The sequence below is a fragment of the Streptomyces sp. MBT65 genome (assembly GCF_016612545.1).
Taxonomy (GTDB): domain Bacteria; phylum Actinomycetota; class Actinomycetes; order Streptomycetales; family Streptomycetaceae; genus Streptomyces.
In genome coordinates this window covers 44190-56381 of sequence record NZ_JAENRY010000011.1, presented here as the reverse complement: position 1 = coordinate 56381, position 12192 = coordinate 44190, and the positions used below count along the sequence as shown (strand labels likewise).

The following is a 12192-nucleotide window of genomic DNA, read 5'->3' as shown; positions in this document are numbered from 1 at the left end:
ACTGGGCGGGCAGGGAAGGGGGTTCGGCCGGGAGCCGGAGCGCCTCCTGGATGCGGGAGAGGGCCGCGACGCCCGTCTGGTACTGGGTGATCGCGCCGACGACCTGCTGGATCGGCTGCATGAGGTAGAAGACGTACAGGAGGAAGGCGACCAGCGTGCCGACATCGATCGCGCCCGTCGCCACCCGCGCCCCGCCCACCGCGAGGACGGTGATGAACGCGATCTGCATCGACAGACCGGCCGTATTGCCCGCCGCGGCCGCCCACTTGGCGGCGCGGATGCTCTGCCGCCAGGACTCCTCGGCCGCCGCGTGCAGGGTGCGCTCCTCGCGGTCCTCGGCGCCGGACGCCTTCACCGTGCGCAGCGCGCCCAGGATCCGCTCCAGCGAGGCACCCATCACCCCGATCGCGTCCTGCGCCTGCCTGCTGGCCCGGTTGATGCGGGGCACGATCACGCTGAGCACGATGCCCGCGCCCACGATCACGCCGAGGGTGACGGCCAGCAGCACCGGGTCGACCAGACCCATCATCACCACGGTCGCGACGAGGATGAGGCCTTCGGTGCCGAGGCCGACCAGCGAATCGGTGGTGACCTCGCGCAGCAACGTGGTGTCCGAGGTGATGCGGGCCATCAGGTCGCCGGGCTCACTGCGGTCCACCGCGCTGATCCGCAGCCGCAGCAGATACGACGACAGAGCCCGCCGCGCGCCCAGCACCACCGACTCGGCGGTCCGCCGCAGGACGTACGAACCCAGCGCGCCCACCGCCGCGTTGGCGACGACGAGTGCCGACATCGCTAGCAGTGCGCCAGTGATCGTCCGGTCGTGCGAGAGGTCGTCGATGAGGCCTCGCGCGACGAGCGGCAACAGCAGCCCGGTGCCGCCGGTGACCAGGGAGAGCAGCGCGCCCGCCAGCAGTGCCCAGCGGTGCGGTCGTACGTAGTCGAGGAGCAGCCGCCAGGCCGGCGGGCCGCTCTGAGTCCCTGCGATGCCCACGGCGCTCCTCGGGATGCGGTCGGAGCATTCAGGCTACGTCGGCCGCCGCCGACGGTGTCGAGCCGCCGTCGTGCCCCTACCGATCAGTCACGCGTAGGGTCGTAGGCAGGGACAACGATCGACGAAAGGGTTCAGGACCATGGCGCAGGAAGTACGCGGCGTGATCGCACCGGGCAAGAACGAGCCGGTCCGGGTCGAGACGATCGTCGTACCCGATCCCGGACCCGGTGAGGCCGTGGTGAAGGTACAGGCCTGCGGGGTCTGTCATACCGACCTGCACTACAAACAGGGCGGTATCAGCGACGACTTCCCCTTCCTGCTCGGCCACGAGGCCGCGGGTGTCGTGGAGTCGGTCGGCGAGGGTGTCACCGATGTCGCCCCCGGTGACTTCGTGATCCTCAACTGGCGTGCCGTGTGCGGGAACTGCCGGGCCTGTCTGCGCGGCCGCCCCTGGTACTGCTTCAACACCCACAACGCGAAGCAGAAGATGACCCTCGCCTCGACCGGCCAGGAACTCTCCCCGGCCCTGGGCATCGGCGCGTTCGCCGACAAGACGCTGGTGGCCGCCGGACAGTGCACCAAGGTCGACCCGGCCGTCTCCCCGGCGGTCGCCGGGCTGTTGGGCTGTGGCGTGATGGCCGGCATCGGCGCCGCGATCAACACCGGCAACGTCGGGCGCGGTGACACGGTCGCGGTCATCGGCTGCGGTGGTGTCGGTGACGCGGCGATCGCCGGGTCCCGGCTCGCGGGCGCGGCGCGGATCATCGCGGTGGACATCGACGACCGGAAGCTGGAGAAGGCCCGCTCCATGGGGGCGACCCACACCGTCAACTCGAAGGCGAGCGACCCTGTCGAGGCGATCCGCGAGCTGACCGGTGGTTTCGGCGCCGATGTCGTCATCGAGGCGGTCGGCCGCCCGGAGACGTACAAACAGGCCTTCTACGCACGCGACTTGGCGGGCACGGTCGTCCTCGTCGGTGTCCCGACCCCGGAGATGAAGCTCGAACTCCCGCTCCTGGACGTCTTCGGACGCGGTGGCTCGCTCAAGTCGTCCTGGTACGGCGACTGTCTGCCCTCCCGTGACTTCCCGATGCTCATCGACCTGCACCAGCAAGGCCGCCTGGATCTCGCCGCGTTCGTGACCGAGACGGTCCAACTCGACGAGGTGGAGAAGGCGTTCGAGCGGATGCACGGCGGCGACGTGCTGCGTTCGGTGGTGGTCTTCTGATGGCGGCGCGCATCGAACACCTCGTCACCTCGGGGCAGTTCACGCTCGACGGTGGCACCTGGGACGTCGACAACAACGTGTGGATCGTCGGCGACGACCACGAGGTCGTCGTCATCGACGCCGCCCATGACGCCGACGCCATCGTGAAGGCGATCGGCGACCGCCGCCTGACCGCCATCATCTGCACCCACGCGCACAACGACCACATCGACGCCGCGCCCGGACTCGCCGACCGCACCGGCGCCACGATCTGGCTGCACCCCGACGACCTGCCCCTGTGGAAGCAGACCCACCCCGACCGCGACCCCGACGGGCATCTCGCCGACGGCCAGGTGATCGAGACCGCGGGCGCCGACCTGACGGTCCTGCACACGCCCGGACACGCACCCGGCGCGGTGTGCCTGTACGACCCCGGACTCGGCACGGTCTTCACCGGCGACACCCTCTTCCACGGCGGACCGGGGGCCACGGGGCGGTCGTACTCCCACTTCCCGACCATCATCGACTCCATCCGCGACCGCCTGCTGACGCTCCCGCCCGAGACGAAGGTGCTCACCGGGCACGGCGACTCGACGACCGTCGGTGCGGAGGCCGCACACCTGGAGGAGTGGATCGCGCGGGGCCACTGAGGCTCGGAGGAAATCCCGACAGAGGGTGTCCGGCTTCTCCCGCACGATCGACATGACACACGTCGAGCGAGCACGGGAGGTCGGACATGCCGGGTCCACTGGAAGGCAAGGTCGCGCTGGTCGCGGGGGCGACGCGCGGAGCGGGCCGCGGGATCGCCGTGGAGCTGGGCGCGGCCGGCGCCACCGTCTACGTCAGCGGCCGCTCCACCCGCGCCCGGCGCTCCGAGTACGACCGGCCCGAGACGATCGAGGACACCGCCGACCTCGTCACCGCGGCCGGCGGCCGGGGCATCGCCGTCCCCACCGACCATCTGGAGCCGACGGCCGTACGGGCCCTCGTCGACCGCATCGACGAGGAACAGGGCCGCCTCGACGTCCTCGTCAACGACATCTGGGGCGGCGAGCACCTCTTCGCCTGGGACACCCCCGTCTGGGAACACGATCTCGACAAGGGGCTCCGCCTTCTCCGGCTGGCGGTCGAGACGCACGCGATCACCAGCCACCACGCGCTGCCCCTGCTGCTGCGCAGGCCCGGTGGCCTGGTCGTCGAAGTGACCGACGGGACCACCGAGTACAACCGCGACACCTACCGCGTGTCCTTCTTCTACGACCTCGCCAAGTCGTCCGTCCTGCGCATGGCCTTCGCCCTCGGCCACGAACTCGGCCCGCGCGGCGCCACCGCCGTGGCACTCACCCCCGGCTGGCTGCGCTCGGAGATCATGCTCGACCAGTTCGGCGTCCGCGAGGAGAACTGGCGCGACGCACTGGAACGCGTCCCCCACTTCGCCATCTCGGAGACCCCGCGCTATGTCGGCCGCGCTGTCGCCGCGCTCGCCGCCGACCCCCGAGTGGCCCGCTGGAACGGGCAGTCGCTGTCCAGCGGTGGGCTCGCCCCGGTGTACGGCTTCACGGATCTCGACGGCAGCCGCCCGGACGCGTGGCGGTACCTGGTGGAGGTGCAGGACGTGGGGAAACCGGCGGACGTGAGCGGGTATCGGTGAGGCCCGGGGGCTCACACCTGTGGCGCCGACCAATGTGCGGAGTTGCCCGGGGGTAGCGCCAGATCGTCGCGTACGGCCGAGTAGTAGCCCGCGCGGGCCTCGCGCTGACGCTCCATCAGGGCATGCCACGCCTCCGGATCGCGTGTCTCCTCGCGCAGGAACCGCTGCATCTCCATCAACGCGTTGACCCAGACCCGCGCCTTGTCCACCACATGTGCGCTGCCCAGTAGGAGCAGCGACTCCCCGGTCGGATCACCTTCCGCGGTCGCCTCGGCCATCAGCGGCGCGGCCTCCGCCGGGGACAGCGGGTGTGGATGCGGGTCGTTGCCGAAATGGGAGGCGACCCGGTAGGTCAGGGTCACGGACTTCTTCAACGTCCGGGCGTACTCCGCGTACACGGTGAGCCGCCGCTCCTCCCAACGAGCCTCCCGCTCACGGTGGAACCTCACCCGCTCGCCCCGCACGATCGCCACGTACGAACCGAGCGCGCCGATCACGACGCCGATGAGCGCGGGAAGTTGCTGTATGAACACGTTCATGTCCGCACGGTATCTGCCGAGTTGATCGTTCCGGCAGTAGGTTCGCGTTCATGACTGACACAACGCGCTTCGAGGGGTACGGAGTTCTCGTCACCGGTGCGGCCCGCGGCATCGGCGCGGCCGTCTCGCGGCGGCTCGCCGAGGAGGGGGCGCGGGTGCTGATGACCGACGTCGATCTGCCCGAGGCGGAGAAGACGGCGGCGGCACTGCGTGAACTGGGGCTGGCCACCGAGGCGTTCGGCTGTGACGTGGGGGACCGGGAGGCGGTGGAGCGGGCCGTCGCCCGGGCCGTCGAGTCCTTCGGGTCGCTCGACGTCCTGGTCAACAGCGCCGCGCACTGTACGCCCGACCTCCCGCTCTTCGAGGACGAGCCCGACGACGAGTGGGCGCGCGATCTCGACATCACGCTGACGGGGACGTACCGCTGCTGCCGCGCCGCGCTCCCGCACCTGGTCGCCTCGGGACGCGGGGCGATCGTCAACATCGGTTCCGTGAACGGGGCTCAGGACTTCGGCAACCATGCCTACAGCGCCGCCAAGGCCGGACTCACCTCGCTGACCCGCACCCTCGCCGGGCACGCGGGCCGGCGGGGCGTGCGCGTCAACCTGGTGATGCCGGGCACGGTGCGGACCTCCGCGTGGGAGGGCCGGGACGCCGAACTGGATCTGCTGAGCGGGCTGTATCCGCTCGGCCGGGTCGGTGAGCCGGAGGACATCGCCGCGGCCGTCGCGTTCCTCGCCTCGCGCGACGCCTCCTGGATCACCGGGACCACCCTCGCCGTCGACGGCGGGGTCACCGCGGTCAACACCGGCTTCCGCAGGGCCCTTTCAGAGCGGGCGGCCGAGGGGCAGTGAGGCCAGCGTCGCCAGCACCCGGTCCGTATCGGCCTCGGACGTACGCCAGTTGCTGAACGCGGCGCGCAGCGCGGGCGTCCCGTCGTACACCGTCGGGGTCAGGAACGCCTCGCCGGTGGCGGCCACGGCCTCCGCCACCGTGGCCACCCGCTCCTGCGTGGGGTTCTCGGCGAGGGTGAAGCAGACGACGTTCAGCCGGACCGGTGCCGACAGCCGCAGGCCCGGGAGCGCGGCCACGCCCTCGCCGAGACGGTGGGCGAGGGCGACGTTGCGCTCGACGATCTCGCGGTGCCCGGCGCTGCCGTAGGCCAGGAGGGAGAACCAGGCGGGGAGGGCGCGCAGCCGGCGGGAGTTCTCGGGGGTGAGGTGGAGGAAGTCCGGGTCGCCGGTGGGCGGGCCGAGGTACGGGGACGCGTTGTGGAACACCCTGACCTGGAGATCGCGGCGGCGGGTGAACTGGACGGCCGCGTCGTAGGGCACGTTGAGCCACTTGTGGAGGTCCACGCAGACCGAGTCGGCCGCGTCGAGGCCGTCGACGAGGTGCGCGTACGCGGGGGAGAGCGCGGCGAAGCCGCCGAACGCGGCGTCCACGTGCAGCCAGAAGTCGTAGCGCTCCTTGAGGGCCGCGATCGCCCCCAGGTCGTCGAAGTCGACGGTGTTCACCGTGCCGGCGTTCGCGACGACGATCGCCGGGCGACCGTCCAACTCGGCCAGCGCGGCCTCTAGTTGGGCCACGTCGACCGCCTCGCGGTTCCCGGCGAGCACCGGCACGTGGCGCAGCCGGTCGCGGCCGATGCCGAGGACGGACAGCGCCTTGGTGACGCTGGAGTGCGGGCTGCCGGAGAGCACGTCGACCGGGCCGAGCGCGGCGGCCCCGGCCCGGGACACGTCCACGCCCAGGCGCTCGCCGAGCCACTCGCGGGCGACGGCGAGGCCCACCGTGTTGGACACGGTCGCGCCGGTGACGAAGGCCCCGGAGTGCGCCTCGCCGAGCCCGAAGAGCTCGCGCAGCCAGCCGACCGTCTCCCGCTCCAGGGCAGCCGCCCAGGAACCGGCCGCCCCGGACACGTTCTGGTCGTACGCACTGGTCAGCCAGTCCCCGGCGACCGAGGCGGGCGTCGCACCACCGGTCACGAAGCCGAGATAGCGCGGGCCCGCCGATCCCGACAGCCCGGGCGCCCACCGCTCGGCGAACCGGGCGAGCGCCGCCTCGCCGCCGGTCCCCTCCACCGGCAGCGGCTCCCGGCCGGGAGCCTCGTCGAGCCGGACGACCGGCCGCTCCGCCACCCCGGCCAGCTCGGTGGCGGCGAGGTCGCGGGCGGACTGGAGGAGTGCGGGGAGCCGGGAGAGATCGTCGGCGAGAGTGCGGTGCATGGGCGGCAGCGTAGGCCGGGGTCGCGGGCGGGGTATCGGTCCACTTCCGGGGAACTGGACTGCTGAGCGGCGAACGGCCACCGGCGCGCACGCCGACCGTGGCGCGAGGAATGTCACCGTTTCGTCGCAGCGTGACCAGGACTACAACCTCGACCGCCATACTCCGGTCTAGGTGGCAGAGATCGCAGCAATGGCTTACGGGGAGGGTCCGACATGGGGGACATACGCAGACGAGGTGCCATAGTGCTCGGGATAACCGGGCTGGTGGCACCGCTCACGCTCGCGCTGGGCAGCACGCCGGCCGCGGCGGCGAGCTGTACGACGCAGGCCGGGCCGTACCAGAAGCAGGTGGAGAAGTTCCTCGGCCGGCCGGTCGACGGCAAGCAGTCCGCCGCCGACTGCAAGGCCATCCGGGCCTTCCAGACCAAGCACGGCATCACGCCGAACATCGGCTACGCGGGGTCCGTCACCTGGGGCGTGATGGACCTCATGAACAAGCAGAAGGCCGTCGGCAACAAGCCCAACGCGGCCGGCAAGTGCCCGACCAACAAGGGCCGGATCGCCTGCGTGAACCTCACGCTCCAGATCAGCTGGGTCCAGGACGGCAGCCGGCTCGTCTACGGCCCGGTCCCGGTGCGCACCGGCCGCGACGGCTACGAGACCCGCACCGGACTGAAGAAGATCTACTGGCGGGACATCGACCACGTCTCGAACATCTACAACGTGCCGATGCCCTACAGCCAGTTCTTCGACGGCGGCCAGGCCTTCCACTCGGTCAACCTCAGCATGTGGAACCCGCCGGGCTCGCACGGCTGCGTCAACATGACCCCGACCACCGCCAAGAAGTACTGGTCGCTGCTGAAGAACGGCGACGACGTCTTCGTCTACGGCCGCAAGCCGGGCACCTGACGGAGCCGTGGGCCGGGCAACTGACGAACAGTCACCCGGCTTGCGTACCGACCCCGTTACGCGGGCGCGTCCCCGAAGTCCGGGATCTCCAGCCTCGCCCCGCCCTGCCGCGCCGAGTCGTGCGCGATGATGCCCGGCAGGGTGTAGCGGGCCGCGACCCACGCGTTCACGGACGGCAGGGTGCGGGAGTTGACCGCGGTCACGAAGTCGTCCGCCAGGAAGTGGTGGCTTCCCTCATGGCCGTTGTGCAGGTTGTCGAACTCCCGCGGCAGCCGCGAGCGGTCGTGCACCGGCGCCGAGCCCGAGGTGAAGGCGGCCCGGAGATCCGGTGCGATGTGCTGAAGTGACGGATCGTCAGGAGACATGGTGGGCTTGGGCTCCAGCAGCTCGCTGATGTCCTGCACCCCCTTCTTGTCCTGCCAGAAGGCCACCGTCGCGAGCTGCTCCATGCTCGCGTCGGTCCCGAAGAACCGGAAACGCGACTCCCGGATCTGCGAGGGATAGCCCACCCGCCGGAACTCGTTCGTACGGAACGAACCGCCGCCCGCGACCTCGAACAGCGCGGTCGCGTTCGAGAAGTCGTTGCCGAACTGGCTGACCTCCTTGTCGAAGACACCGTCCCCGCGCTCGTCGACCACCCCGATCGCGGACACGCTCACCGCGTGCGTCTGCCACGCGCCGAGCACCCCGCCCACCGAGTGCGTCGGGTACAGCAGCGGGGGATAGCTGGCGGTCGCCTTCCAGCCGTCGCCGCCGCTGTACTGGTACGCCTCGTAGAACCCCAGATCCATGTCGTGGACGTAGTCGCCCTCGGCGTAGAAGATCCGACCGAAGGCGCCCTCCGCGATCTGGTTGCGGGCGTGCACGGTCGCCGGGTTGTACTGACTGGTCTCGCCCATCATGTACGTCAGTCCGGTCGCCCTGACCGCGTCGATGATCGCCGCGATCTCCTCCGTGCTGATCGCCATGGGCACCGCGGAGTACACGTGCTTGCCGGCGCCGAGCCCCTGGAGGACCAGGGGGCCGTGCGTCCAGCGCTGGGTGAAGATCGCGACGGCGTCGACGGCCTTCGACTCCAGCATCGCCTCGTACGACGGGAACGTGCCCGCCAGCCCTTCGGAGGCGGCCAGTTGCTCCGCCCGCTCCGGCAGGAGGTCGGTCACGTAGACCTCGCTCACGCCCGGGTGGGCCTGGAACAGTCGGGCGAACTGACCGGAGAACTGGCCTGCTCCGACGATGCCGAGGGAGAACGTCATAGGTGCGTGTCCTTCTCTGACGAGGATTTCACTGACGCGTCAGTCGTCGACCGACGCGTCACTGACCGAGGATGAAGTTGATCTGCTTGTTGGTCCTGCCCAGGCCGCCGACCGGTGCGTCATTGGCGTAGACGTCCTGCATGGCGGGGCGCATCAACGCGTACACGTCCGCCGAGTAGTTGGTGATCGGGAAGGAGAAGGTGGCGAAGTCCTTCTTGTCGGCGACCGGCCGGGTGAAGGCCGTGACGTCGATGCCCTTCTTCTTGTAGGCGGCGACGGCGGCCTTCGTGCCGTCCGGGGTCGCGGGGAAGACGATGCCGTAACTGCCCACTGTCTTCTGGCAGTCGTTCGATGACAGGTAGGTCACCCACTTTCGCGCGCCCGCCTTGTTGTGGGCGTTCTTGGTGATCGAGTCGGCCAGTCCGTTCATCATGGTCGCCCGTTTCCCGGTCGGACCGGTAGGGGTGTAGGCGGTGCCGATCTTGATCCCCTTGGCCGCGGCGTACGTGGAGATCATCCAGGCGCCGTCGAACGCGGTCGCCGCCTTGCCCGCCGCGATCTGCGCGTTGGGCGGGTTGGCGCCGTCGCTGTAGTCCGTGAACGGCGCGAGATAGCCCTTCTTCGCCAGGCCGAAGTACCACTTGACCGTCGACTGGTAGGTCGTGCTGTCGTACTGGAACTTCGTGCCCCAGCGTGCCTTGTCCGTGTAGTTCCAGCCGGCCGAGGCGGTGAAGGGACTCCACGTCGTCTGACCGTCGGAGTCACCGGCGCCTCCGGTGGCCATGCCGTACACCTTGACGTGGTGCTTGTCGAAGCCGGGTTCGTCGCCGCGCCTGCCGTTCTTGTCGACGGTCAGACGGGCGATGGCCTTCTCGAAGGTGCCGCCGTCCGTCGGGTTCCACGCCAGGCTGTTGAGCTGATCCGCGTCGAGACCCGCCGACTCGGCCATCTTCTGGTTGTAGAAGAGGGCGACCGTGTCCCAGTCCTTGGGCGTGCCGTACTGATGTCCGTCCTGGCCCTGCCAGTTGGCGGCCAGACCGGGCTGATAGGCCGACGCGTCGATGTCGAGATCGTCGAGCGGTTGGAGCACCTTCAGATCGGCGAACTGGCCGAACTTCTGGATGTGGTCGGTGAACACGTCCGGCTGGGTGCCCGCGATGAAGCTCGCGGTGAGCTTGGTCCAGTAGTCGCCCCAGCCCAACTGGGTGATCTTCACCTTGAGTCCGGGGTTCTCCTGCTCGAAACCCTTCGCGCAGGCCTGGTAGGCGGGGAGTTGGTTGGAGTCCCACAGCCAGTACGTCACCGTGTTCGAGGACGACCCCACGGAGTCGCCCTGGGCGCAGCCCGCCGTCAGGGACAGCGCGAGCGCCCCGGTCAGTGCCATGACCGTACGAAATCGCATGCCCTGCCCCTTACTTGATTCCGGTGAAGCTGATGGAGCTGACGATGCGGCGCGCGAACACTCCGAAGAGGACGAGCATCGGGAGCGCGGCGATGAGGGTCGCCGCCATCAGGCCCGACCAGTCGTAGCCGGTCTGCGGGGTCTGCGAGCGGAAGATCGCCAGCGCCACCGACAGCACCCGCGAACTGTCGCTGTAGGACACCATCAGCGGCCAGAAGTAGTCGTTCCAGGACGTGATGTACGTCAGCACGCCCAGCGTCAGGACCGGCGTGGCCGCCATCGGCAGCAGGACCCGGAAGAAGACCTGGACCTTGCCGGCGCCGTCGAGCAGGGCGGCCTCCTCGACCTCGCGCGGGATGTTCATGAAGAACTGCTTGAGGAAGAACACCGCGAACGGCGTCATGAACATCGTCGGCAGCGAGATCCCCAACAGGGTGTCCACCAGCCCGAGTTGCTTGATGAGCACGAAGTTCGGCAGCAGGGTGAAGATGGCCGGCACCATCAACCCGGCCAGGAACAGCCCGAACACCCGGTCCCGGCCGCGCCAGCGCAGCCGGGCGAAGGCATAGGCGGCCATCGCGGAGAAGAACACCTGGCCGACGGTGACCAGGGTCGAGACGAGCACCGAGTTGAGCAGATAGCGCCAGAACTTCAGTCCGCCGCCCGAACCGCCCTGTGCTATCGCCTCCTTGGTCGACTGGAGGCCGAGGGCCCGTTCGAAACCGCCGGTGGTGAAGTCGACCGGCAGCGGGTCCGAGGGGTGGGCGGCGAGCCCGGTGTTGGTGGACAGCGCGGTGCGCAGGATCCAGTAGAAGGGCAGCAGAGTGAAAAGCATGATCGCGGCCATCGCGATCCAGGCGGCGACCTTGCCGACGGAGATCGGGGGCCGTGGCGGCCGTACGGTCGACTGCTTCGTTGTCGTCGTGGGGGTGTTGGGGACATTGGGCGTGGTGGTCAGGGTGGCCATGTCGACTCCTTCCGGTCAGCCGAGGTCGGTCTGGCCGGCGCGGGTGAGCCGGTACTGGAGGAACGTGATCGCGCTCAGCACGATCAGCAGGGCCACGGACATCGCGGAGGCGTACCCGAACTGGAAGCGCCCGAAGGCGGAGCCGTAGATGTAGTACTGGAGGACGTTCGTCGCGTTCGCCGGGCCGCCCGCGGTGGTCACCGCGACCGTGTCGAACACCTGGAACGAACCGATCACGGTCATGATCAGCACGACCGCGAGGACCGGCCGCAGCAGCGGCATCGTGATCCGCCAGAACATCCGCCACTCGCTCGCGCCGTCCACCTTCGCGGCCTCGTACATGTCGCCCGGGATGGCCTGGAGACCCGCGAACAGCAGCAGCGCCGTGTAGCCGACGTGCCGCCACACGTTGATCAGCGCGATCGTCGGTATCGCCCAGGTCTTGTCGGCGAGGAAGGGGATGTGGTCGAAGCCGAGCCCGCCGATGATCTCGTTGCCGATGCCGAGCTGGGTGTCGAGGATCCACAGCCAGACGATGCCGGCGACGACGTTCGACATCAGGTACGGCGTCAGCACGATCCCGCGCAACAGGGCGGACTGGGTGAGCCGTTGGAGCAGGACCGCGATGGCGAGAGCGGTCACCGTCTGGACGCCGATGTTGATGAACACGTACTCGACGGTGACCCGCAACGACGACCAGAAGATCGGGTCGTGGACCATCCGGTCGTAGTTGTCGAGGCCCACCCACTTCGCCGGCGTCAGCAGGTTGAAGCGGGTGAAGCTCAGATAGATGCCCCGCAGGGTCGGCCAGAGCAGGAAGACCAGGAAGCCCAGCAGGGCCGGGGCGATGAAGACCGCCGCGAGCCGTCCGTCGCCCCCGTCTTCACGGGCCCGCGGCCGACGGGTCGGGGGACTGCTTGAGGCGATGGTCATCTGGAGACTCCCTTGTCTGAGACGGCTCGTCCTCGCGGCACTTACTTTTGTCGCGAAAGAATCCAGGCGTCAAGAGCTGTGCAAGGGTCTCTTCTTTTTCGGTCGA

Annotated in this window: 12 protein-coding genes; 5 read left to right on the top strand and 7 right to left on the bottom strand. The window is 69.4% G+C overall.

Annotation, left to right across the window (positions count from 1 at the left end):
- On the bottom strand, positions 1–994 hold a 994-nt coding region (locus JHN63_RS04755), incomplete at its 3' end, for an ABC transporter ATP-binding protein (protein ID WP_200677399.1).
- 139 nt (positions 995–1133) lie between these two features.
- Between JHN63_RS04755 and JHN63_RS04750 the strand changes: the two genes are divergently transcribed.
- The 3 genes from JHN63_RS04750 to JHN63_RS04740 all read left to right on the top strand — a co-directional run bounded on the left by JHN63_RS04750 (position 1134) and on the right by JHN63_RS04740 (position 3852).
- The gene (locus JHN63_RS04750; protein WP_200677398.1) at positions 1134–2222 is read left to right on the top strand and encodes an S-(hydroxymethyl)mycothiol dehydrogenase; all 1089 of its coding nucleotides are present in this window, start codon (positions 1134–1136) and stop codon (positions 2220–2222) included.
- Entirely contained in the window at positions 2222–2851 is a 630-nt protein-coding gene (locus JHN63_RS04745) for an MBL fold metallo-hydrolase (RefSeq protein WP_200677397.1), read from the top strand. The genes JHN63_RS04750 and JHN63_RS04745 overlap by 1 nt, the downstream gene beginning before the upstream one ends.
- Before the next feature lie 86 nt (positions 2852–2937).
- Positions 2938–3852: an SDR family oxidoreductase gene (locus tag JHN63_RS04740; protein WP_200677396.1), complete on the top strand. Its 915-nt coding sequence runs from the start codon at positions 2938–2940 to the stop codon at positions 3850–3852.
- An 11-nt stretch (positions 3853–3863) separates the two neighbouring features.
- Here the strand turns inward: JHN63_RS04740 and JHN63_RS04735 are convergent, their stop codons facing one another.
- Complete coding sequence (locus tag JHN63_RS04735) at positions 3864–4391, bottom strand: hypothetical protein (protein WP_200677395.1); 528 nt, start codon at positions 4389–4391, stop codon at positions 3864–3866.
- Between the two features lie 50 nt (positions 4392–4441).
- Here JHN63_RS04735 and JHN63_RS04730 point away from each other — a divergent pair, with 50 nt between their 5' ends.
- Complete coding sequence (locus JHN63_RS04730; protein WP_200677394.1) at positions 4442–5245, top strand: SDR family NAD(P)-dependent oxidoreductase; 804 nt, start codon at positions 4442–4444, stop codon at positions 5243–5245.
- Here JHN63_RS04730 and JHN63_RS04725 read toward each other — a convergent pair.
- The gene (locus JHN63_RS04725; protein WP_200677393.1) at positions 5219–6619 is read right to left on the bottom strand and encodes a pyridoxal-dependent decarboxylase; all 1401 of its coding nucleotides are present in this window, start codon (positions 6617–6619) and stop codon (positions 5219–5221) included. The genes JHN63_RS04730 and JHN63_RS04725 overlap by 27 nt on opposite strands.
- Before the next feature lie 213 nt (positions 6620–6832).
- Between JHN63_RS04725 and JHN63_RS04720 the strand changes: the two genes are divergently transcribed.
- Entirely contained in the window at positions 6833–7528 is a 696-nt protein-coding gene (locus JHN63_RS04720) for a L,D-transpeptidase (RefSeq protein ID WP_200677392.1), read from the top strand.
- 56 nt (positions 7529–7584) lie between these two features.
- Here the strand turns inward: JHN63_RS04720 and JHN63_RS04715 are convergent, their stop codons facing one another.
- From JHN63_RS04715 to JHN63_RS04700, 4 genes are read right to left on the bottom strand one after another with little or no spacing between them, the layout of a single operon-like run.
- On the bottom strand, positions 7585–8784 hold the full coding sequence (locus tag JHN63_RS04715; RefSeq protein WP_200677391.1) for a Gfo/Idh/MocA family protein: 1200 nt from the start codon (positions 8782–8784) through the stop codon (positions 7585–7587).
- Between the two features lie 58 nt (positions 8785–8842).
- Entirely contained in the window at positions 8843–10186 is a 1344-nt protein-coding gene (locus JHN63_RS04710) for an ABC transporter substrate-binding protein (protein ID WP_234476139.1), read from the bottom strand.
- A gap of 10 nt (positions 10187–10196) precedes the next feature.
- Positions 10197–11153, bottom strand: coding sequence for a carbohydrate ABC transporter permease (locus JHN63_RS04705; RefSeq protein WP_200677390.1), 957 nt, complete (start codon positions 11151–11153; stop codon positions 10197–10199).
- Between the two features lie 15 nt (positions 11154–11168).
- Positions 11169–12086 carry a carbohydrate ABC transporter permease gene (locus tag JHN63_RS04700; protein WP_200677389.1) on the bottom strand — a complete coding sequence of 306 codons (918 nt, stop codon included), beginning with the start codon at positions 12084–12086 and terminating at the stop codon, positions 11169–11171.
- Between the last annotated feature and the right edge of the window lie 106 nt (positions 12087–12192).

Bases quoted from the DNA above. Each gene is read 5' to 3' on its own strand.
- JHN63_RS04740 (WP_200677396.1), top strand. From the start codon at position 2,938: ATGCCGGGTCCACTGGAAGGCAAGGTCGCGCTGGTCGCGGGGGCGACG.
- JHN63_RS04750 (WP_200677398.1), top strand. From the start codon at position 1,134: ATGGCGCAGGAAGTACGCGGCGTGATCGCACCGGGCAAGAACGAGCCG.
- JHN63_RS04735 (WP_200677395.1), bottom strand. From the start codon at position 4,391: ATGAACGTGTTCATACAGCAACTTCCCGCGCTCATCGGCGTCGTGATC.
- JHN63_RS04705 (WP_200677390.1), bottom strand. From the start codon at position 11,153: ATGGCCACCCTGACCACCACGCCCAATGTCCCCAACACCCCCACGACG.
- JHN63_RS04710 (WP_234476139.1), bottom strand. From the start codon at position 10,186: ATGCGATTTCGTACGGTCATGGCACTGACCGGGGCGCTCGCGCTGTCC.
- JHN63_RS04720 (WP_200677392.1), top strand. From the start codon at position 6,833: ATGGGGGACATACGCAGACGAGGTGCCATAGTGCTCGGGATAACCGGG.
- JHN63_RS04745 (WP_200677397.1), top strand. From the start codon at position 2,222: ATGGCGGCGCGCATCGAACACCTCGTCACCTCGGGGCAGTTCACGCTC.
- JHN63_RS04730 (WP_200677394.1), top strand. From the start codon at position 4,442: ATGACTGACACAACGCGCTTCGAGGGGTACGGAGTTCTCGTCACCGGT.
- JHN63_RS04700 (WP_200677389.1), bottom strand. From the start codon at position 12,086: ATGACCATCGCCTCAAGCAGTCCCCCGACCCGTCGGCCGCGGGCCCGT.
- JHN63_RS04725 (WP_200677393.1), bottom strand. From the start codon at position 6,619: ATGCACCGCACTCTCGCCGACGATCTCTCCCGGCTCCCCGCACTCCTC.
- JHN63_RS04715 (WP_200677391.1), bottom strand. From the start codon at position 8,784: ATGACGTTCTCCCTCGGCATCGTCGGAGCAGGCCAGTTCTCCGGTCAG.